The organism is Streptomyces globisporus (genome assembly GCF_003501885.1).
GTDB classification, from domain to species: Bacteria; Actinomycetota; Actinomycetes; order Streptomycetales; family Streptomycetaceae; genus Streptomyces; species Streptomyces globisporus_D.
Window position 1 is genome coordinate 1 of sequence record NZ_QWFA01000051.1, and the last position, 20,005, is coordinate 20,005.

Here is a 20,005-nt window from a genome sequence, read left to right on the forward strand (position 1 = left end):
GCTCGGGGGCCTCGGTGGTGGGGCTCGGGGGCGGGTCGGCCGAATCCTCGGCCCCGCCCTTGTCGTCCGGCCCGTCGAAGAGGTCCTTGAGGGCGTCGCCGAGGCCGAGCGGGTCGAGGGGGTTCTTCGACTTGGTGGGCGTCGGGGTCGCGGAGGGCTCCTCGGCGGGCTTCTCACCGGCGGACGAAGCCGACTTGTCCGGGTCCGGCTTCGCGTCGTCGGCCGCCGGGTCCTTGTCCGGGTCGGACGCCGAACCGCTCGCCGAGGGCTTCGGGGACGCGGAGTCCTCCTTGCCGGAGGCGTCGTCCTTCTCGGTGTCCGAGGGGGACGGGGTCGGCTTCGGCGACTCGCTCTCGCTGGGCTCGTCGGACCGGGTGACGCACGGTCCCGGCGCGAAGGGGATGTCGCCGTTGTCGTCGGCCAGGGCGAGCTTGGGGGTGAGTCCCATGCCCACGAAGACCGCCGTAGGCATCGCCGCGAGCGCCAGTGCCTTCTTGCCGCTGGGGAGGTGGAGCTTGGTCAGCAGCGACTTCCTGGGGGCCGCGTGGCGGGGGCCCCTGCGCTCGGGGAGCCCGGCGCCGAGGCGGGCGTCCGCCCGCTGTCCGTCGTCACCCCGCACGATGCCTCCCGCCGTCGGCTTCGGCCGGCGCGTCGAACCCGGCGCCCTGCTGCTGCGGCACGCCCGCGACCTGAAGCTTTTCCTCGGACCGCTCCTCGTCCGGGTGCTCGGCGAGCGGGGCCTCTTCGGCGTCCTCCGGCCTGCCCGGGGCCCAGGAAATCGACAGGGCTCCGCCCACGAGGGCGAGGACGAACCCGATGACGAAGCCGCCGATGTTGGCGACGGGTATGGAGATCAGCGCGAGCAGGATGGCCGCGACACCGGCGAAGACCCGGACGATGCTGTGGTACCACATCGTCAGTCCCAGCGTGATCAGCAGAACCCCGATGATCAGGGATCCGGCGCCGGCCGTGGTGGACATCGCCAGCGTCATGTTGCCGAGCTTCAAGCTGGCGTACGGGAAGTAGGCGATGGGAACCCCACCGGCCATGGTGAACAGTCCGGCCCAGAACGGACGGTGACCCCGCCAGGCGCGGAAGCGTCGCCGAAGGACGCGGATGTAGTGCTCGTTCTGCCCTGTGGACTCGGGGCTCATGGAAAACAGCTCCCTGGAACCGGTACTGCCGTGAGAAGGGGAGGGTGGGCGGCCGGAAAGCCCTGAGGGGCGTTTCCGGCCGCCTTGGCCGGAGTGCTAGTAGCACTCCTTGACGCCCGTGTGCAGCCTCAGCTTCAGGTCGCTGAGCTTGAAGGTGCCGGCGGTGGTCGCCCACGCCGTCTGCTTCACGTCGGTCAGAACGGCCCGGTCGGCCCGCTGCGCGAATCCGGCCTCGTTGGCCTGGGTGCCAGGCTGGATGCCTATCCCGTTCGGCCTGTCCTTCTTCTTGAGCGCACCGGCCGCGACACCGATGTCGATGTTCTCGAACTCGGCGTTGGCGTCCAGTTGTGCGACGTCCAGGTAGAGGTTGGTGGCCTCGACCGGACGGTCCGGGTTGGTACCGGCCCTCAGCTCAAGGCTGATGCTCTTGCCGATGAAGGGGACCTTCGGCGTGACCACCGACTGGCACATGTTGGTAATGGTGGCGCGGCTGAAGCCCGACACCGCGACCGCGTGTGCCGCTTCCTTGCCGTTGAGGTCCTTGCCGACCGCGACGCTGCCGTACTGGACGAAGTCATGGCCGTCCAGCTTGTCGGTCCGGACCTTGAAGCTCTGCCCTGACACACTGAACGAGGCCGCCAGCGCACCCTGGGCCAGGCCTATGCCCACCGCGGCCGTCGCGGCGACGCTCGGCACCATGACCAGAGCGAACCGCTTCCATCTCGTCCCACCGCGAACCTGGGAACCCATACTTGCTCCTTCTTCTCGGACGTACATCTCCGGCCGGGCATCGTGCCCGTCCTGGGATGGGAGAAGTGCTACGTCCTCGGGAAGGAGAGCGCCCGTATCGGAGACGTGTCCCGCATCCGATCCACCGGCGTTCACCCCCGAGCGACAACCACTGGCCGCGCTGTCCGCACGGCCGGTCGGACAGGCCCCGCCCGTGAGCGGGAACCCCCCTGTCCACGGTCGGCGCCTCTGCCGCCGACCCACCCGGTGGGGACCCAACAGACCCTCGGACACCGGCTGGAGACCGGGCTGAAGGTATGGGACCGAGCGTGGCCGATCGTGGTGCATTCACGGCCCTGACACAAGGGGGATCGTTACTCGCTAGTAACGGCCCGATAACCAGAGGACGACAGGGCGGCATCGAGCGGCGACGCAGGGTGGCACGAAAGGGACATCGGAATGGCGGGAAACTTCCCGGAAGCAGGACAGAACGACCCGCATGACTTACTGCGAGTAACAGTTTGCATCTTTGTCAAGATTTGGTAAAGCGAAGGCTTACGGGGCCCGTATTCGGTGTCGGAACGGCAAAACGGCCGCGCTGCCCGGTGGGCAGTGCGGCCGCCTTGTCACATCGGCACAATCGGGCGCGTCCGGAGCGGACGGCGGGCCGGATCAGAACAGGACGCGGGCCAGCGCGGTGCGCGCGGCGGTGACCCTGGGGTCCTCCGGACCGATCACCTCGAACAGCTCCAGCAGCCGCAGCCGCGCGGTGTTCCGGTCGTCTCCGGCCGTACGGCGGACCGCCTCGACGAGCCGGCCGAAGGCGTCCTCGACATGACCGCCGACCAGGTCGAGATCGGCGGCGGCGATCTGGGCGTTCACATCGCCCGGGTTGTCCGCCGCCTCCTTGCGGACCGCCTGCGGGTCCATGCTCTGGACGCGGCCGAGCAGCTCCGCCTGGGCGAGGCCGAGCTTGGCCTCCGGGTTGCCCGGGTCGTCCACGAGGACGTTCTTGTACGCCTGGACCGCGCCGGGGAAGTCATTGGCGTCGAGCGCGGACGCGGCGGCCTCCAGCAGCGCGTCGTACGGACCGGCCGGCACCTCGGCCGGGGCCGCGCCCGGCGCCCCGGCGTCCGGGTCGACGGCGATCCCGGTGAGGCCGAAGCGCTCCTCGCCGACCTGGATCAGCTGGTCCAGCGTCTCGCGGATCTGGGCCTCGGGGGCGGCGCCCTGGAAGAGCGGGAGGGCCTGGCCGGCGACGACGGCGAAGACGGCCGGAATGCCCTGGATGCCGAACTGCTGCATCAGCATCTGGTTGGCGTCGACATCGACCTTGGCCAGCAGGAAGCGGCCGTTGTACTCGACGGCCAGGCGCTCCAGCAGGGGCCCCAGCTGCTTGCACGGCTCGCACCACTCGGCCCAGAAGTCGATGACGACGGGGACCTCGGCGGAGCGCTGGAGGACATCGCGCTCGAAACCGGCTTCATCGACGTCGATCACCAGGGCGGCGGGCGACACGGCGCCGGCGCCCCCGGTGCGGGCGGCCTCCGCGCGGGCCTGCTCCGCCTTGGCCTTGGCCTCTCCGGCCGCCTTGACCGCGGCGAGGTCGACAACGCCGCTCATGGACATGTTCCTAGGCTGCATACGTACATCCTCCCCCGAGACCGCGCCGCTGCGAAAAGCGAGCGCGAGAACCGGCCCGGCCCGGGGCCCCCACTGGCATGCGAGGGCGGACGGACCGGAACGGCTGCGGGCCCCTGAAAGACCCTGACGGACCTGGAAAGACCCTGGTGGTGGACCTGCCGGATCCCCATCCGGGCCGGTCCGTGCGGCTCCGGGTCCCCACCCGGCGCCTGGGGCCTCTGGAGGCCCCGGTGGCTGTCGCTCGTGCGTTCCGTGGCGTCCGGGGCAGCCCTGGCCGCCTTCCTTACGCTACGACCCGTAGCGTAACTGCCGATCAGCCCGCCGGAACAGGTGATCCCGGTGATCTGTCTCACGGGCACCGGGGCACAACCGTTCTCCCTACCGACCGGTATGGTCGCCGCATCATGAGCGACACCGACCCCAAAGCCACCCGAACAGGACGGCCGCGCAGCACCGCGGCCGACGCCGCGATCCTTGAGGCGACGCGGGCGTCCCTGGTCGATCTCGGCTGGTCGAAGCTGACCATGAGCGATGTGGCGACCCGGGCCGGGGTCGCCAAGACGACGCTCTACCGGCGCTGGGCGGGCAAGAACGAGCTGGTCGTGGACGCGGTCGCGGTCCTCTTCGACGAGCTGGAGCTGCCCGACCTGGGCAGCCTGGCCGCCGATGTGCAGGGCGTCGTGCTCCAGTTCGCCGCGCTGCTGGAACGGCCGGAGGCCCGTACCGCGCTGATGGCGGTGGTCGCCGAGTCCACCCGCGACGACTCGCTGCGCCACCGGATCCGCTCGGCCATCGTGGACCGGCAGAAGCGGCTGGTGCTGCTGGGCCGGGAGCGCGCCCAGGCCCGCGGGGAGCTGCGGTACGAGGACGACGCCTCGGCCGCGGCCCGCAATGCGGACCTGATCTTCGACGTGATCGCCGGAGCGGTGGTGCACCGGACCCTGGTGAGCGCGGAGCCGGTGGACGCCGAGTGGGCGAGCGGCTTCACCTCGCTGCTGCTGCTGGGGCTGGCGGGCGCCCAGGCAGGGTGAGAAGGCCCGCCCGCGGCCCGGACCGGCGGCGCCCGTCGCCGTCGCGCAGCCCGCCGTTCTCCACGGCGATCGGTCGCGGGGGCACCCCGGACGCGCTGTACTGCCGTCGCCTGCCCGGCTGAGCGGGCCGATACGCGGCCGGGGCGGACGCCGCCCCGGCCGTGCCGTCCTCAGAAGCCCGGCGGCTCCGTGTAGACGCCCCACTCGTCGCGCAGTACGCCGCAGATCTCGCCGAGGGTGGCCTCGGCCCGTACGGCGTCGAGCATCGGCGCGATCATGTTCGAGCCGTCGCGGGCGGCGGCGAGCATCGCGTCCAGCGCGGCGGTCACCTTGGCGTCGTCGCGGGCGGCCTTGCGGTCGGCGAGCTGGCTGACCTGGTCGCGCTCGACCTCGTGGCTGACCCGGAGGATCTCCAGGTCGCCGGTGACCGAGCCGTGGTGGACGTTGACGCCGACGACCCGCTTGTCGCCCTTCTCCAGGGCGCGCTGGTACTGGAACGCGGACTCGGCGATCTCGCCGGTGAACCAGCCGTCCTCGATGCCGCGCAGGATGCCGGAGGTCATCGGCCCGATGGGGTGCTGCCCGTCGGGGTGGGCCCGGGTGCCGCGCTCCTTGATCTGGTCGAAGATCTTCTCGGCCTCGGCCTCGATCCGGTCGGTGAGCTGCTCCACGTACCAGGAGCCGCCGAGCGGGTCGGCCACGTTGGCGACGCCGGTCTCCTCCATCAGCACCTGCTGGGTGCGCAGGGCGATCTCGGCGGCCTGCTCGGAGGGGAGCGCGAGGGTCTCGTCGAGGGCGTTGGTGTGGAGCGAGTTCGTGCCGCCGAGGACCGCGGAGAGCGCCTCCACGGCGGTGCGGACGACGTTGTTGTACGGCTGCTGCGCGGTGAGGGAGACCCCGGCGGTCTGGGTGTGGAAGCGGAGCCACTGCGCCTTGTCGGTCCTGGCTCCGTACGTCTCCTTCATCCAGCGGGCCCAGATGCGGCGGGCCGCGCGGAACTTGGCGATCTCCTCGAAGAAGTCGAGGTGGGCGTCGAAGAAGAAGGAGAGACCGGGGGCGAAGGTGTCGACGTCGAGACCCCGCGAGAGGCCCAGCTCCACGTAGCCGAAGCCGTCGGCCAGCGTGTACGCCAGCTCCTGCGCGGCCGTGGCTCCGGCCTCGCGGATGTGGTAGCCGGAGACGGAGAGCGGCTTGTAGGCGGGGATGGAGGCGGCGCAGTGCTCCATCAGGTCGCCGATGAGGCGCAGGTGGGGCTCGGGCTGGAAGAGCCACTCCTTCTGCGCGATGTACTCCTTGAAGATGTCGGTCTGGAGCGTGCCGTTGAGCACGCCCGGATCGACGCCCTGGCGCTCGGCGGCGACCAGGTACATGCAGAAGACGGGGACGGCCGGGCCGCTGATCGTCATGGAGGTGGTGACGTCGCCGAGGGGGATGTCACCGAAGAGGATCTCCATGTCGGCGGCGGAGTCGATGGCGACCCCGCAGTGGCCGACCTCGCCGAGCGAGCGCGGGTCGTCGGAGTCGCGGCCCATCAGCGTCGGCATGTCGAAGGCGACGCTGAGGCCGCCACCGCCCGCCGCGAGGATCATCTTGTAGCGCTCGTTGGTCTGCTGGGCGTTGCCGAAGCCGGCGAACTGGCGGATCGTCCACGTACGGCCCCGGTAGCCGGTGGGGTGCAGTCCGCGGGTGAAGGGGTACTCCCCCGGCCAGCCGATCCGCTCGAATCCCTCGTACGTGTCACCGGGGCGGGGCCCGTACGCGGGCTCGACCGGGTCCCCGGAGAGCGTGGTGAAGTCCGCGTCACGCTTGCGGGCCTTGTCGTAACGGGCCTGCCAGCGGAGGCGGCCTTCCTCGATCGCGTCAGCGTCCATACCCTCGAATTTACTAGGACGTCCTAGTAAATGTCGATGGCAAACCGCCCGGCGCTTTGTGCGCGGGGCGGTTCGCGGGGTGCCGGAGGCGCCGGGTCAGACCTTCGCGGGGGCCGGGGCCGGGTCGGTGACCAGGGCGCGGGCCTCGCGGCTGACCTTCGGTTCGACGAAGAACGAGGCGAAGGGGATGCAGCCCGCGGCCAGCACCCACAGGAGCTTGCCGAAGGGCCACTTCGCCTTGGAGCCGAGGTCGAAGGCGAAGACGACGTAGACGATGAACAGCACGCCGTGGATCTGGGAGATCAGCATGGTGTCGCCGGTCCCGAAGCCGTACTTCGCGATGATCGCCACAGTGAAGACGAGCAGCCAGATGGCGGTGACGTAGGCCATCACCCGGTAGCGGGTGAGCACGTTCTGTTTCATGACATCGAGCGTAACCGGGCGTCCGGGGCGATCTTCGCGCGGCCCCTCCTACCGGAAGGCCGCGCTCAGCGCTCCTCGAAGTCCTTGGCCGCCACCCGCAGCGGGCGCAGCATGGCGAAGATCTCGGCACACTCCTCGGAGTCGTAGACCCCGAGTCCGAAGTCGACGGCGACCAGGTCCCGGGTGGCCGCCTCGACGACGTCGCGGCCCTTGTCCGTGATGGAGGCGAGGGTTCCGCGGCCGTCGTTGGGGTTGGGCCGCTTGTCGACCAGGCCGGACTTCACCAGCCGGTCCACGGTGTTGGTGACCGAGGTGGGGTGCACCATCAGCCGCTCGCCGATCTTGGACATCGGCAGCTCCCCGGCCTTGGAGAAGGTGAGCAGCACCAGCGCCTCGTACCGGGCGAAGGTCAGCCCGTACGGCTTGACGACGGCGTCGACCTCGGCGAGCAGGATCTGCTGGGCCCGCATGATCGAGGTGATCGCCCCCATCGAGGGCACGGGGCCCCAGCGCTGCTGCCAGAGCTCGTCGGCGCGGGCGATGGGATCGAAGGGAAGGCTGAGCGGCTTCGGCACGGCATTGACCTTACCGACTGGTCACATGCCGGTCAGCCCCGTCTCGTCCTTCGGTATCGGACATCCGTCCGGGGCCCGTCCGGCGGACCTCGGCCACGAGCAGGAGCGTGCAGACGGTACCGATAATTCCGGATCCGGCGACCACCTGGTGGACCGGGAAGAACTCGGCCGCGAGCCCCGCCAGCGCCATCCCGAGGCCCTGGACGGTCATCAGCCCGGCGGTGAGCAGCGTCATGGCCCGGCCGCGCAGCTCCTGGGGCACGGCGTCGACGAACCACTGGTCGAGCCCGATGACGTACGCGGCTCCCGCCCCGGCGAGCGCGAGCGCGGCCAGGGCGAGCGGCAGCCCGGGCCGGGCCGCGTACACGAGCAGCGGCAGCAGGCCGAGGGCGGCGACCGGCAGGACGATCCGGGAGCGGTTACGGGGGCTGAGCGCGGACCCGACGAACAGTTCGGCCCCGATGTGCCCGACGGCCATCGCGCAGAGCAGCAGCCCGAGCGCGGCGGGCGAGGCCCCGATCGCGTCGGCGTAGGGGGCGGCGAGCGCCTCGGGAGCCACGACGAACATCGCGGGCAGCCAGAACAGGAGCATCAGGGCGCGGACGCGACGGTCGCCCAGGACCAGGCGGGCACCCGAGAGCGACTCCCTGAGGAGGGTTCCGCCGCCGTCGGCGGTGGTGGCGCGGGCGGGGCGGTCGCGGGTGCCGAGGCGCAGGAGTGCGGCCGAGCAGAGAAAGGTCACCACGGTGACGGTGATCGCGCCGCGCGGGGACAGCACGGTGAGCAGCACCCCGCCGGCGCCGAACCCGATGAGCATCGCGCTCTGCGAGACGATCCGCAGGAGGGAGCGGCCCAGGACGTAGAGGTCGCCCTCTCCGAGGATGTCGGTGAGGGCCGCCATCCGGGTCCCGGTGAAGACGGGCGCGATCGCGGCGACCAGGCAGCGCAGCGCGAGGAGCCCGGCGACCGGGGTGGCGGGCACGAGCATCACGGCGACGCACGCCGCGCAGAGCAGATCGCAGACGACCAGGACGCGGCGGGCCGGGTAGCGGTCGGCGACCCCGGCGAAGAGCGTCCCGCCGACGATGTACGGGAGCAGCCCCAGGGCGAACGTCAGCGCGCTGAGCAGCGGGGAGCCGGTGAGGTCGTAGACGAGGACGGTGAGCGCCAGTTCGCTGACGACGACGCCGAGCAGCGAGAGCAGATGCGCGGCGAAGACGGCCCGGAACTCGGCCACGGCGAAGACCGCGCGGTAGCCGCGCGGGGCGGCGGCCCCCGCCGGGGCGTCGGGACCCGAGCCCGGTCCCGGTGCGGCGGGGGCCAGGGGCCCGGGGTCCCGGAGCGTGGGCCCGGGGCCCGGGTCGGGGAAGGCCGCACGCTCCGGGAACGGAGCCGGGACCTGCGCCACCGCGGCGGGCGGGGTACGGGGTGTGTCCGCCGGGGCGGGGCTGTCGTTCGGCATGGGACGAGACTGGGGCCCGGGCCCCCGCCGTCCGTAGACTTTCGGCTCAGCACGAATGTTGAGGGCCCGCAGGGGCTTCGCGGCGGAGGGAGAGGCGTGCCGTTCCAGCTGCACTTCGGCGAGAGCGACCTGCTGCGCTGCCGGTTCGCGCTCTCGCCGCTGTTCGAGACCCAGGAAGCCGTGCGCACCCTCTCCCGCCCCTACCGCCACGGCTACCACCTGCCGTGGCTCCGCCGGATCCGGGAGGCGGCCGCGGCCTTGGACCTGGAGCCGCTGTGGCTGCTCATGCCGGACGCCGGTCACAACCCGGACTTCATCTGCCCGCCGCCGATCGGCCCGCTCGCCACCTTCGAGGAGGAGATCGCGGCCGTCCGGGCGACCGATCCGGAGGTGGCGCGGGCCGACATGGCGCTGGCCCTGGCGGACCGGCCCGGCGGGGCCGATTCGGCGACCGGGCGGCGGCTGCTGGCCGATCCGGCGCGGGCGGTGCGCGAGCTCGCCGATCTGCTGGAGCGGGTCTGGCAGACGCTGATCGAGCCGTACTGGCCCCGGCTCCGGGCGCTGCTGGAGGCCGACATCGCCCACCACTCCCGGCGGCTCGCGGACAGCGGCCTGGAACAGCTGCTGGGCGAGGTGAGCCCGCGGCTGAGCTGGAACGGCTCGACGCTCACCCTGGCCGGGACCCGGGGTGACCACCAGCGAGTGCTGGGCGGGCAGGGTCTGGTGCTCATGCCGAGCGTCTTCGTCTGGCCGGAGGTGGTGGGCGGTCACGAGAAGCCGTGGCAGCCGGGGCTGATCTATCCGGCGCGCGGTATCGGCGGGCTCTGGTCCGGAGCCGGCGAGCGGACCCCCGAGGCGCTCGGGCTGCTGCTCGGCCGGGCCCGGGCCGCCGTGCTGTGCGCGCTGGACGAACCGGCGGGCACCACCACCCTGGCCCATCTGCTGGACCTCGCCCCGTCGTCCGTCTCGGCCCACCTGTCCGTCCTGCGCGGAGCGGGGCTGCTGACCTCGCGGCGGTACGGGCACCAGGTGCTGTACGAGCGCACACCGCTGGGGATCGCGCTGGCGGCCTCGGAGTGAAGGCGCGCCCGCGGACGTACGTACAGACGCGTCACGGACGGTGTCGCGCCACCACCCTCGGTAACCGTTATGTCACGATTGCCACGTTTCCCGCGTACTCCCCTGCTCCGTATCCGTGAGTCATCGCCGCCCGAGGGGTCTGGATGTCCGGCCGCAGCATCGTCCCGCGCACTCTCCCCCGTACCGTCCGTGTCCTGGCCGCCCTCGCCCTGGCGACCGCCCTCACCGCGGGGTGCTCGACCCCGGAGCCGCGCGTCACCGGGGCCGCCGAGGAGGGGGACGGACTCGTCCGGGGGGAGCCCGCCCCGAGCGCGGCCTCCCCGTTCTGGGTCGACCCGAACAGCGACGCGGCCCGCCAGGTTCGCGCCTGGGAGAAGGAGGGGCGCGACGCGGAGGCGAAGATCCTCCGGCGGATCTCCGAGCGGCCGGTGGCGGACTGGCCCGCGTGGGACGACCCGGCCCCGGGGATCCGGGCCGCCGTGCGGTCCGCGGCCCGGACGAAGAAGACCGTCGTGCTCGTGGCGTACAACATCCCGCACCGCGACTGCGGGCTGTACTCCGCGGGCGGTGCGAAGGACGCGGACGCCTACCGTTCCTGGATCGGGGAGTTCGCCGACGCCGTCGGGGACGCGCGCGCGACCGTGATCCTGGAGCCGGACGCCCTCCCTCACATCACGGACGGCTGCACCCCGCCCGAGCACCACGCCGAGCGTTACCAGCTCCTCTCCGAGGCGGTGGACACCCTGGGGGCCCTCCCGAACACCAAGGTCTACCTGGACGCGGGCAACCCGGACTGGATCGACGAGCCGGCCAAGATGGCGCAGCCGCTGCGGCAGGCGGGCGTCGAGCGGGCCGACGGCTTCTCGCTGAACGTCTCCAACTTCCAGTCGAACGACAGCGTGAAGACGTACGCGGGACAGCTCTCCGACGCCGTGGGCGGCTCGCACTTCGTGATCGACACCAGCCGCAACGGCAACGGCCCCCTGTCCGGGGGCCGCGAGGAGGCCTGGTGCAATCCGCCGGGCCGGGGGCTCGGCACGCCCCCGACCACCGACACGGGCGACGACCGGCTCGACGCCTACCTGTGGATCAAGCGGCCCGGCGACTCCGACGGCACCTGCCGGGGCGGCCCGCCGGCCGGCGACTGGTGGCCGGAGTACGCCCTCGGCCTCGCCCGGCGCGCCGCCTCCTGAGCCCGCAGCGCGCTCTCAGCTCCGGGCGAAGATCGGCTCCCAGCGCTGCGCCGAGTGGTCCTTGGGTGTTCGGGCGCCGCTGAGCGAGACCGTCTTCTCGCTGCCGATGCCGACGAGTACCAGCCGGTTCTCGTACTCCCCGCCGCCCGGGGCGATGTCCCAGGCGATCAGCCGCTCGTTGTCGACCCAGACCAGGAGTTCCTGGCCCCGCAGCTTGGCGACACGCTTGCCCGTCCGGGGGTCGAGGACCTGGGTGGCGGTGGTCTTCACACCGCCCGCGAAGGGCCCGGCGACGAGCTTGCCGTCCGGGGAGAGGCCGGCGGGCGCGAACATCAGGTCCACGTGCGCCTCCTCGGCCGGAACGGCCACCTTCTCGCCGTGGAAGTCGCGGTAGACGACGCCCGGGTCCATGTTGATGGGCTCGTACAGCAGGGTGCCGTCGGCGTTGAAGCGCAGGTTCTCGCCGGAGCCGAAACCCATGCCCCTGTCGGTGAACGCGGGCAGGGCGTGCCAGTCCGAGTCACCCGTCGCCACGTCGACGACGGCGAACCCCGTGCGGCAGGGCACCCGCTGCGGCTCCAGGTCGTCGTTCACCTGGACCTTGTGGGCCCAGTAGGCGCGGTCCGGGTTCTTGTCGTACGTGGTGGCCACCAGTTTGCTGCCGTCGGGCGAGAAGAAGAGGCCGCCGACACCCTGGGCCAGCGGGATCCAGCGGGTCACCTCGCCGGTACGGAGGTCGAGCAGCCCGATGCGGGGGGCGGGCAGTTCGCGTTCCAGGACGGCGGCGGTCCGCATGCCGGGCGCGACGGCGAGGAAGGACCAGCGCTCGTCCACCTCGTAGCGGCCGGTCTCCTGGTTCAGCACCGAATAGGTCCGCTCGACGATCTCGTCGCGGTTGGGCTGCCGGACCTTCTTGGAGGTGGAGTACGCGGCGAGGACCTGGTCGCCGACGGCGATCTTGTCGCGCGGTGGGGACTGGTCGACATGGCTCAGGACGCCCCGGTCGGAGACCTCCCCGCCGACCGCGTGGATCCCCCGGCCCCGTCCGTCGTCCGGGCCGGCGTCGAGGAGCGTGGGCACGCCGACGGCCGCCGCGACGACGAGGGCCGTGGTGCCCGCGGCCGCGGCGAGGGTGCGGGCCCGGCGACGCCGTCGTGCGGCGAGGATCCGGTCGGCGAACCCGGAGCGCGGGGGCGGGACGTCGGATGCCTGCTCGCGCAGGGAGTCACGGACGAGTTCCTCGACGTTCACGGTCGTACCTCCACGGCGGCGAGACTGCGGGACGACGGCTGCTCCGCGCCGGGCCCGCCGAGGGCGATGAGTTCGGGAGCGTGGGCGCGCAGCCGAGCCAGGGAGCGGTGGGTGGTGGATCGCACGGTGCCCACCGAGCAGCCGAGGAGCCGGGCCACGTCGGCCTCGGGCAGGTCCTCGAAGAAGCGCAGCACGAGGACGGTGCGCTGCCGAGCGGTGAGCCGGGACAGGGCCTCACGCATCACGAGCCGCAGCTCGGTGGCTCCCGCGCCGTCCGTGCCGCTGCCGCGGTCGGGCGGCTCGGCGACCGTCAGCTCCCGTCTGCGCCCCTTGAGCCGCCAGCGGCTGACCTGCTGCCGGTAGAGGATCTGGCGTACGTACGCCTCGGGTTCGTCGATCCGCCCCCACCGCCCGGCGGCCTTGATCAGCGCGTTCTGCAGCAGATCCTCGCCCGCGTGGCGGTCCCCGCCGCTGAGCAGCACGGCCGTCTTCAGCAACGCCGGCGAGCGGTTGCTGACGAACTCCCGGAAGCTCTCCTGGCCTGCCGCGTCCACGGTCACCTTCTCCTCCCGGGCGGGCCCCCTGCCCTCCCTGACCGTACTGACGCGCGCGGGTGCCTCCCGCTATGCCTCCTCAGGCGACCTTGACCCATTTCGCTTCGGAGGGGACGCCGTCGGTGTCGGTGACGAAGAGCATGTACCAGCCGGGCGGCACCAGCGTGGGGTCGTCCGGCACGGTGACGCTCAGCTTGCCGCCGGACTTCTTCAGCCCCAGCTCGATGGAGCGCTGTTCCACGTCGGTGGTGTGGGTGACGGCGCTCGGGCGCATCAGCCGGGCGGTGGCGATGCGGTCCGCGTCGGCGCTCTCGTATGCGACCGTCGTGCCGCGTTCGGCGTTCTCGGGGCCGTTGCCGATCACCGGACGCTTGTCCTTGCCGCGGTGCAGGGCGGGCGGGGTGTAGACCTCCATGCGCTGCTCGAACTTGCCGAGCTTGGTGTTGTCCTTGTCGCCGTAGAGGGAGTCGGAGCCGAAGGTCGCCACGCGTCCGTCGGGCAGCAGCAGCGCCTCGGAGTGGTAGTTGCGGCCCACCGTCGGCTCGGCGGCCTCCTTGAAGGTGTTGGTCTTCGGGTCGTAGGACTGGGCCTTCAGGATGTTGCTGGCCCCGCGGCCCCGGTAGTCCTCGGATCCGCCGCTGGTGAAGACGGTGTCGTCGGGCATGATCACGCTGTTCAGATAGCGCGTGCCCTGCGGCAGATCGGGGCCGGGCTGGAAGGCCGGGCTGTCCTCCTTGAGGTCGATGACGGCCGTACGCGCCGTGGACTTCTTGGACTCGCCGACCCCGCCGCCGCCCAGCACCATCACCTTCTGGTCCTGCACGGGCGGCAGCATCAGCGAGGCGGCCGTCTCCAGCTGGTCGGTGTCGGTGAGGCCGGGGACCTTGGTGAAGGTGTTCTTCTTGATGTCCCAGATCCCGGGCTCGCGCCCCTTCTCCGCCGGGCCGTATCCGGCGTTGGCGCCCGGGTAGAAGAGCTTGCCGCCCTTGGTCAGGAAGAGCGCCGGGTAGGTCGGGAAGTACTGGAAGGGGCCCTTGGACCACTTCTTCGTCTTCGGGTCGTAGATCTCGTTGTCCCCCGGGAGGATCGCGCCGACGTCGTCGAGACCGGAGACGGAGAGCACCCGGCCGTCCTCCAGACCGACGAGCGTCGGATACCAGCGGGCCTCCTTCATGGGGTCGACCTTGATGTACTTCTCCGCCGTCGGGTCGAACTCGTAGGCGGCCCGGATCCCCTGGAAGTCCTGCTTGTCCATGGTGATCTTCTCGGCGAGACCGTACGCGTTGTCGGCCTCCTTGCCCTTGAGCCCGACGATCTCGTACTGGGCGGCGTCCGTCGTCACCGCGTCCGGCCCCTCGTTCACCGCCTCGACGAAGACCCGCTGCTCGGCGGCGGTCACCTTCGTCTTCCACGGCTTCATCTGGCCGCTCTCGAAGTAGTCGACCTCGAACTCGCGCTTGGCCTTGGGCACGGTGACGTCGAACTTGGCGCGGTACTCCACGCCGGAGGGCGAGCGGAAGACCGTGCCCTTCTTGAGCTTCAGCGGCTTGTCCGGGTTCTCGTTCTTGACCCGCATGCCGCCGCCGGCCCGCTCCACCTTGTCGTCGAGCACCTCGTAGCGGGCGGTGCCGCCCGCGATCAGGAGGCGGCCGTCGGGGAGCTGGGCGTGGCCCCCGCAGAAGAAGTCCTCCGGGGTGGGGATCTTCTGGAAGGTGTTCTCGGCCGGGTCCCACAGCACGGTGTCGAAGGTGCCCTCGTCGAAGTGGGCCTCGTCGTTGCCGGAGCCCGCGACGATCAGCACCTTCCCGGTGTGCAGGAGCGCCGCGTGGATGGCGTTGGTGCGGTACTCCTTGGGGATGTTCACCTGCTCCCAGGAGCCGTACTCCGCTTTGTACGCCGGCTGGTCGATCTTGTAGGCGTGGTACCTGTCCTCGGCGAAGGACAGGGCCGCGGGTGCGTTCAGCCCGGCGAGCAGCACCACCGCGCCGCCGCCAAGGAGCGTCTTCCTCGTCTTCTTCGAGGGCCGGTAGGCCATGGCTCAGTTCCCTCCTGCGGTGGTGGTGGCGGTGGTGCCGGCGCTCGCCGCGGTGGTCGTCGGCGGGACGGGGGCCGTCGTGGCGGTGACGTACGCCGGCTCGGGCGGCGGGGGCGCCGGGACGGGGACGGCGCGCGCGGCCTCGGCGCGCTTGTCCTGCCGGACGGTCCAGGCCCAGACGACGACCGGGGAGAGGGATATCGCCAGGCCCAGCGTCGCCCAGGTCCGCATCGCGACATGGGTGTGGTCGAGGTAGACGGACGCGGCGAGCGAGGAGAGCAGGACCGCCGCCCAGAAGAGGTGGATCCGGAAGGTGAGCAGCCGGTCCGGGGAGGCCTGGCCGCCCTTGGGTGTGACGACGAACCGGCCGTCGGTGCGCAGCACGGCCGAGCCCAGCGACTTCAGGTAGATCGGCGCGGAGAGCGCGGACATGGCCATGCCCGCCAGGCCGCCGGAGCCCTCGGGCTCGTGGGGCGAGACGTTGTGGCGGCGGTTCCAGAGGTAGAGCCCGATCTGGAGGGCGGCGGCGTCGCTGTAGAGCATCAGCCAGATGGAGGCGGCGACCTGGGTGCCGGACGCGCCGAACCAGAGGAACAGCACACAGCTGAGAATGCCGAGCAGCCAGTTGACCGCGGTCATCGGGTAGTAGACGAGCATCAGCGTGTAGCTGAAAAGCCGCCCGGGAGGCACCCGGAAGAGCGCCTTGCCGTACTGCTTGAACAGCGTCTCGTACGTCCCCCGCGACCAGCGCAGCTGCTGGGTGAAGAAATCCGTCCAGGAGGCGGGGCCCTCGCCCACGGCGAGCACGTCGGGGGTGTAGACGGAACGCCAGTAGCGCCCGGTGCTCGGGTTGCGGCGGCGGTGGATCTCGAAGCCGGTGGCCATGTCCTCGGTGATCGAGTCGTACAGGCCGCCGACCTGGCGCAGCGCGGCGATGCGCACGACGTTGTTGGTGCCGACGAACATGGGGGCGCCGTAGCGGTTGCCCGCGCGCTGGATCAGGGCGTGGAAGAGGAACTGCTGCGACTCGGCGGCCTTGGTGACGGCCGAGTCGTAGTTCCCGTAGACCTGCGGTCCGACGACGAAGGCGACGTCCGGGTCGCGGAAGTAGCCCATCATCCGTTCCAGGAAGTTGGGCATGGGCACGTGGTCGGTGTCGACGGAGGCGAAGAAGTCGTAGTCGCCGCCGTGCAGGGCGATCCAGGCGTTGTAGTTGCCGTGCTTGGTCCTCGCCTTGTGGACGCCCTTGTCGCGGTTCCACTCGGGGACGCCGCGCCGGGTGAAGTGGTGGACGCCGAGCTCCGCGCAGAGCATCCGGGCGCCGGGGTCGTCGCCCTCGTCGAGCAGCCAGACGTCCAGCGGGCCGGGGTGCTCGATCCGTACGGCGCCCTTGAGGGTGGCGCGGACCATGGAGAGCGGTTCCTTGCCGGGGACGTACGTGGTCAGGAAGGCGACCCGGGTGCCGGGCTCGGGCGTCACCGGGACCGGGTCCCGCGCGACGAGCGTGGCGTGCGCGATCGAGACCACGTTGACCAGCATGAACAGCTCGATCAGGGCGATCGACGCCAGCATCACGGCGTCGGCGACGACCAGCCAGCGCTCCCCGTTCTCCCGCTCGGTCCAGTGCGTGGGCCAGACCAGGTAGAGCAGGAGGATCCCGGTGAGCACCGGGGCGAGCGTCATCAGCAGGACGGCTCTTATTCGGTGCTTCTCCGTCGAGAGCAGGCTCCTGTACCGCACCCGGTACCCCGTCGGTTCCGGCTCCGTGAGCGGACCCGCGAGCCGGCTGTAGGTGTCGTAGTCGTAGCCCTCCGACCGCACCGTGCCTCCCACTGTCGAACGGGTTGATATCCCCACAGAAGGGGACGGCTAACGGTGTGTCGACTTGGCAGGTCCGAGTGAGCGGTTTTTGGTCCGGTACCAGAAAAGCCCCCGGCCGTGTGGCGCCGGGGGCTTTTCGGGTGAACGCGGCACGGGCCGCGCGAGCGGGGTGTCAGAGGGTCAGGCGCCCCCGAGGTACCGCTCCACGGTCTCGACCTTCGAGGTCAGACCGTCGGTGACGCCGGGCCGGATGTCGGCCTTCAGTACCAGGGAGACGCGACCGGCGCGGGCCTCGACGGCGGCCACGGCGCGCTTGACGACGTCCATGACCTCGTCCCACTCGCCCTCGATGGAGGTGAACATCGCGTCGGTGCGGTTGGGGAGCCCGGACTCCCGCACGACCCGCACGGCGTCGGCGACGAACTCCCCGACGTCCTCACCGACACCGAGCGGCGAGACCGAGAACGCGACGATCATGCGCTGACCGTGCCCTCGCGACGGGCGCGGGCGGCGATGACGCCGTCGGCCTCGTACTTCTTGAGGAGCTTGTCGCCGTAGAGCCCGCCGAAGGGGATGACGGCGAGGAGGAAGAAGAGCGCGACGCGCTTGAGCGGCCACTTGGCCTTGACCCAGACATCCAGCAGGAACACGACGTAGATCGTGAAGAGGACGCCGTGGATCATGCCGAGGGGCGGCATCAGGAAGTCGATGTCCGAGACGCGCATGAGCAGCGAGCCGAAAATGAGCAGCGCCGGGAAGGAGAGCGCCTCGGGAAGCGAGATGAGGCGCAGCCGGTGCAGGGCGGAAGCGGTCTTGATGTCCACGAGGGCACCTTCGGTGAGAGGGGGCGGGCGGGCTTGTGAACACGGGCACAAGCCGCCCCCATTGTGGCATCGCGCCGGTACGCCCCCGGCGCCGGGGCCGCCGGGGGGCACGGTTGTGCGTATCACCGCATATCAGGGCCGGTCCGGGTGCGCATCAGGGGAGCATCAGGGGCGTAACGGTTGCGCGGGACCTGGTACGGGCGCGGGGCTGCGGGCTACCTTCGGGGCGTGGCGATGTTCCGACTCCAAGGCAGCAAGACGCTCGCCGTCGATCTGACCGGCGACGCCGTCAAGGCGAAGAACGGCTCGATGGTCGCGTACGACGGCCGGATGAGCTTCAAGAAGATGTCCGGCGGCGGTGAGGGGCTGCGCGGCATGGTGACCCGCCGGCTGACCGGCGAGCAGATGACGGTGATGGAGGTGTCCGGGCAGGGCACCTGCTACTTCGCCGACCGGGCGAGCGAGATCAATCTGGTCTCGCTGCACGGCGACACCCTGTACGTGGAGGCGAGCAATCTGCTGGCCACCGACTCCGGGCTGCGCACGGGCACCACGTTCACCGGGCTGCGCGGCGGCGCGAGCGGCAACGGCCTGTTCACCACCACGGTGGAGGGCACCGGGCAGGCGGCGATCATGTCGGACGGGGCCGCGGTGCTGCTGCGGGTCTCGCCGCAGTATCCGCTGATGGTCGACCCCGGCGCGTACATCGCCCATCAGGGCCGGCTCCAGCAGAGCTTCCAGTCGGGTGTGAACTTCCGGACGCTGATGGGCGAGGGCTCCGGCGAGGCGTTCCAGATCCGCTTCGAGGGCGACGGACTCGTCTACGTCCAGCCCAGCGAGCGCAACACCGTCGGGGGCGATGTCTGATGCCGTTCCGCGAGATCAACTCCAAGATGGTCGAGGCCACGCTCGCCCCGGGCCAGAAGCTGTTCAGCCAGCGCGGCGCGATGCTGGCGTACCGGGGCGAGGTGTCGTTCACCCCGAACATCCAGGGCGGCCAGGGCGGCGTCGCGTCGATGATCGGCCGCCGGGTGGCGGGCGAGGCGACGCCGCTGATGACGGTCGAGGGGTCGGGCACGGTGATGTTCGGCCACGGCGGCCACCACATCCAGGTGATCAACCTGTCCGGCGACACCCTGTACGTGGAGGCCGACCGGCTGCTCGCCTTCGACGGGACGCTCCAGCAGGGCACGATGTTCATGGGCTCACAGGGCGGGGTGATGGGCATGGTGCGCGGCCAGGTGACCGGCCAGGGCCTGTTCACCACCACGCTCAAGGGGCACGGCGCGGTCGCGGTGATGGCGCACGGCGGGGTGATCGAGCTGCCGATCACCCCGGGCCGGGACGTTCATGTGGACCCGCAGGCCTATGTCGCCCACCACGGGGAGGTCCGCAACAAGCTCTCCACGGCGGTCGGCTGGCGGGACATGGTGGGGCGGGGCTCCGGCGAGGCGTTCCAGCTGGAGCTGAGCGGGAGCGGTGCGGTGTACGTCCAGGCATCCGAGGAGAAGCTGTGAGCACGCCCGTGGTCTTCGATCCGATGACGCTGCCGTCGGACGACAACGTCAACTCCTACACCTTCTGCGTGGAGCTCAAGGGGAGCCGGTGGTTCCTGCAGAAGGGCAGGATGATCGCCTACTACGGGCAGATCAGCTTCGACGGCATCGGGCACGGCCGGTTCGAGCGGCTGGTGCGCACGAGCTTCCACTCGCCGCTGCACGCGAGCGACTGGGTGGTGGCCGAGGGCAGCGGGAAGATGCTGCTGGCCGACCGGGCCTTCGATGTGAACTCCTTCGACCTGGACGACGGGAACCTGACGATCCGGTCCGGGAACCTGCTGGCGTACGAGCCGTCGCTCGCGCTGAAGCAGTCGATCGTGCCCGGGTTCGTGACGCTGATCGGCACGGGGAAGTTCGTGGCCGCGTCCAACGGCCCGGTGGTCTTCATGGAGCCGCCGCTGCGGGTGGACCCGCAGGCCCTGGTGGGGTGGGCCGACTGCCCCTCCCCCTGCCACCACTACGACCACGGGTACATGACGGGCGTCATGGGCGGGATCCGGTCACTGACGGGGATCGGCGGGACATCGGGCGAGGAGCACCAGTTCGAGTTCGTCGGGGCGGGCACCGTGCTGCTCCAGTCGTCCGAGGCGCTGATGGCGGAGCAGGCGACGGGGATCGTGCCGAACGAGCCGGGCGTCCCGGGCGGCGGGGGTCAACACGGCTCCACCCCGCGCATGCCCGGCCAGCTGGGGGACCTCCAGCGTCGCTTCGGCTTGTGAGCGGTAGTCTGCGGAGTGTGACATCGAACGTCTGCGCCGATTGTCACACTCCTCAGACCTCCCTGATTTCGTCCGGCTTT

General features: G+C 71.1%; 19 protein-coding genes and 1 pseudogene. 6 read left to right on the forward strand and 14 right to left on the reverse strand.

What is annotated here, in order from left to right; genetic code table 11:
• From D3105_RS11995 to D3105_RS12015, 4 genes and pseudogenes are all read right to left on the reverse strand, one after another.
• Window positions 1–619 (reverse strand): annotated as a pseudogene (locus tag D3105_RS11995) (hypothetical protein); the annotation flags it as partial.
• On the reverse strand, window positions 609–1,154 hold the full coding sequence (locus D3105_RS12000; RefSeq protein WP_118903199.1) for a DUF6114 domain-containing protein: 546 nt from the start codon (window positions 1,152–1,154) through the stop codon (window positions 609–611). The pseudogene D3105_RS11995 and the gene D3105_RS12000, both read right to left, overlap by 11 nt.
• 96 nt (window positions 1,155–1,250) lie before the next feature.
• Window positions 1,251–1,904 (reverse strand): DUF6230 family protein, encoded by a 654-nt coding sequence (locus tag D3105_RS12005; protein WP_118903201.1) that lies wholly within the window; start codon window positions 1,902–1,904, stop codon window positions 1,251–1,253.
• Window positions 1,905–2,555: 651 nt separating this feature from the next.
• Window positions 2,556–3,527: a tetratricopeptide repeat protein gene (locus tag D3105_RS12015; protein ID WP_118903204.1), complete on the reverse strand. Its 972-nt coding sequence runs from the start codon at window positions 3,525–3,527 to the stop codon at window positions 2,556–2,558.
• A 404-nt stretch (window positions 3,528–3,931) separates the two neighbouring features.
• On the opposite strand from D3105_RS12015, the gene D3105_RS12020 reads away from it, so the two are divergent.
• Window positions 3,932–4,558, forward strand: a complete 627-nt coding sequence (locus D3105_RS12020) for a TetR/AcrR family transcriptional regulator (RefSeq protein ID WP_118903206.1) — start codon at window positions 3,932–3,934, stop codon at window positions 4,556–4,558.
• Window positions 4,559–4,728: 170 nt separating this feature from the next.
• Here D3105_RS12020 and D3105_RS12025 read toward each other — a convergent pair whose 3' ends face one another.
• From D3105_RS12025 to D3105_RS12040, 4 genes are all read right to left on the reverse strand, one after another.
• Complete coding sequence (locus tag D3105_RS12025) at window positions 4,729–6,429, reverse strand: acyl-CoA mutase large subunit family protein (protein ID WP_097971495.1); 1,701 nt, start codon at window positions 6,427–6,429, stop codon at window positions 4,729–4,731.
• Window positions 6,430–6,525: 96 nt separating this feature from the next.
• Window positions 6,526–6,852 (reverse strand): DUF3817 domain-containing protein, encoded by a 327-nt coding sequence (locus D3105_RS12030; RefSeq protein WP_118903208.1) that lies wholly within the window; start codon window positions 6,850–6,852, stop codon window positions 6,526–6,528.
• A 65-nt stretch (window positions 6,853–6,917) separates the two neighbouring features.
• A complete protein-coding gene (locus tag D3105_RS12035) occupies window positions 6,918–7,427 on the reverse strand; it encodes a MarR family winged helix-turn-helix transcriptional regulator (RefSeq protein WP_010060117.1) in 510 nt (169 codons plus the stop codon).
• Between the two features lie 10 nt (window positions 7,428–7,437).
• Window positions 7,438–8,889, reverse strand: a complete 1,452-nt coding sequence (locus D3105_RS12040) for an MFS transporter (RefSeq protein WP_118903209.1) — start codon at window positions 8,887–8,889, stop codon at window positions 7,438–7,440.
• A 96-nt stretch (window positions 8,890–8,985) separates the two neighbouring features.
• Between D3105_RS12040 and D3105_RS12045 the strand changes: the two genes are divergently transcribed.
• On the forward strand, window positions 8,986–9,969 hold the full coding sequence (locus tag D3105_RS12045) for an ArsR/SmtB family transcription factor (protein WP_118903210.1): 984 nt from the start codon (window positions 8,986–8,988) through the stop codon (window positions 9,967–9,969).
• 143 nt (window positions 9,970–10,112) lie between these two features.
• Window positions 10,113–11,162, forward strand: coding sequence for a glycoside hydrolase family 6 protein (locus D3105_RS12050; protein WP_118903212.1), 1,050 nt, complete (start codon window positions 10,113–10,115; stop codon window positions 11,160–11,162).
• A gap of 15 nt (window positions 11,163–11,177) precedes the next feature.
• Here D3105_RS12050 and D3105_RS12055 read toward each other — a convergent pair whose 3' ends face one another.
• From D3105_RS12055 to D3105_RS12080, 6 genes are all read right to left on the reverse strand, one after another.
• Window positions 11,178–12,413: a hypothetical protein gene (locus tag D3105_RS12055; protein ID WP_118903214.1), complete on the reverse strand. Its 1,236-nt coding sequence runs from the start codon at window positions 12,411–12,413 to the stop codon at window positions 11,178–11,180.
• The gene (locus D3105_RS12060) at window positions 12,410–12,967 is read right to left on the reverse strand and encodes a SigE family RNA polymerase sigma factor (RefSeq protein ID WP_118903240.1); all 558 of its coding nucleotides are present in this window, start codon (window positions 12,965–12,967) and stop codon (window positions 12,410–12,412) included. Before D3105_RS12060 ends, D3105_RS12055 begins: the two co-directional genes overlap by 4 nt.
• Window positions 12,968–13,046: 79 nt before the next feature.
• Window positions 13,047–15,002 carry a galactose oxidase-like domain-containing protein gene (locus D3105_RS12065; RefSeq protein ID WP_118903216.1) on the reverse strand — a complete coding sequence of 652 codons (1,956 nt, stop codon included), beginning with the start codon at window positions 15,000–15,002 and terminating at the stop codon, window positions 13,047–13,049.
• Between the two features lie 3 nt (window positions 15,003–15,005).
• The gene (locus D3105_RS12070) at window positions 15,006–16,823 is read right to left on the reverse strand and encodes a glycosyltransferase family 2 protein (RefSeq protein WP_206272714.1); all 1,818 of its coding nucleotides are present in this window, start codon (window positions 16,821–16,823) and stop codon (window positions 15,006–15,008) included.
• Window positions 16,824–17,003: 180 nt separating this feature from the next.
• The gene (locus D3105_RS12075; protein WP_118903220.1) at window positions 17,004–17,300 is read right to left on the reverse strand and encodes an MTH1187 family thiamine-binding protein; all 297 of its coding nucleotides are present in this window, start codon (window positions 17,298–17,300) and stop codon (window positions 17,004–17,006) included.
• Window positions 17,297–17,647: a DUF3817 domain-containing protein gene (locus D3105_RS12080; RefSeq protein ID WP_030579910.1), complete on the reverse strand. Its 351-nt coding sequence runs from the start codon at window positions 17,645–17,647 to the stop codon at window positions 17,297–17,299. The genes D3105_RS12075 and D3105_RS12080 overlap by 4 nt, the downstream gene beginning before the upstream one ends.
• A gap of 234 nt (window positions 17,648–17,881) precedes the next feature.
• Between D3105_RS12080 and D3105_RS12085 the strand changes: the two genes are divergently transcribed.
• The 3 genes from D3105_RS12085 to D3105_RS12095 are packed head-to-tail and all read left to right on the forward strand — an operon-like array spanning window position 17,882 to window position 19,925.
• A complete protein-coding gene (locus D3105_RS12085) occupies window positions 17,882–18,514 on the forward strand; it encodes an AIM24 family protein (protein WP_118903242.1) in 633 nt (210 codons plus the stop codon).
• Window positions 18,514–19,164: an AIM24 family protein gene (locus tag D3105_RS12090; protein ID WP_109196455.1), complete on the forward strand. Its 651-nt coding sequence runs from the start codon at window positions 18,514–18,516 to the stop codon at window positions 19,162–19,164. Before D3105_RS12085 ends, D3105_RS12090 begins: the two co-directional genes overlap by 1 nt.
• A complete protein-coding gene (locus D3105_RS12095; protein WP_118903222.1) occupies window positions 19,161–19,925 on the forward strand; it encodes an AIM24 family protein in 765 nt (254 codons plus the stop codon). Before D3105_RS12090 ends, D3105_RS12095 begins: the two co-directional genes overlap by 4 nt.
• Window positions 19,926–20,005: the final 80 nt, after the last annotated feature.

What these genes read in the sequence shown, in the direction of transcription:
- D3105_RS12000 (WP_118903199.1), bottom strand. Translation starts at nt 1,154, where the DNA reads ATGAGCCCCGAGTCCACAGGGCAGAACGAGCACTACATCCGCGTCCTT.
- D3105_RS12005 (WP_118903201.1), bottom strand. Translation starts at nt 1,904, where the DNA reads ATGGGTTCCCAGGTTCGCGGTGGGACGAGATGGAAGCGGTTCGCTCTG.
- D3105_RS12015 (WP_118903204.1), bottom strand. Translation starts at nt 3,527, where the DNA reads ATGCAGCCTAGGAACATGTCCATGAGCGGCGTTGTCGACCTCGCCGCG.
- D3105_RS12020 (WP_118903206.1), top strand. Translation starts at nt 3,932, where the DNA reads ATGAGCGACACCGACCCCAAAGCCACCCGAACAGGACGGCCGCGCAGC.
- D3105_RS12025 (WP_097971495.1), bottom strand. Translation starts at nt 6,429, where the DNA reads ATGGACGCTGACGCGATCGAGGAAGGCCGCCTCCGCTGGCAGGCCCGT.
- D3105_RS12030 (WP_118903208.1), bottom strand. Translation starts at nt 6,852, where the DNA reads ATGAAACAGAACGTGCTCACCCGCTACCGGGTGATGGCCTACGTCACC.
- D3105_RS12040 (WP_118903209.1), bottom strand. Translation starts at nt 8,889, where the DNA reads ATGCCGAACGACAGCCCCGCCCCGGCGGACACACCCCGTACCCCGCCC.
- D3105_RS12050 (WP_118903212.1), top strand. Translation starts at nt 10,113, where the DNA reads ATGTCCGGCCGCAGCATCGTCCCGCGCACTCTCCCCCGTACCGTCCGT.
- D3105_RS12065 (WP_118903216.1), bottom strand. Translation starts at nt 15,002, where the DNA reads ATGGCCTACCGGCCCTCGAAGAAGACGAGGAAGACGCTCCTTGGCGGC.
- D3105_RS12075 (WP_118903220.1), bottom strand. Translation starts at nt 17,300, where the DNA reads ATGATCGTCGCGTTCTCGGTCTCGCCGCTCGGTGTCGGTGAGGACGTC.
- D3105_RS12085 (WP_118903242.1), top strand. Translation starts at nt 17,882, where the DNA reads ATGTTCCGACTCCAAGGCAGCAAGACGCTCGCCGTCGATCTGACCGGC.
- D3105_RS12090 (WP_109196455.1), top strand. Translation starts at nt 18,514, where the DNA reads ATGCCGTTCCGCGAGATCAACTCCAAGATGGTCGAGGCCACGCTCGCC.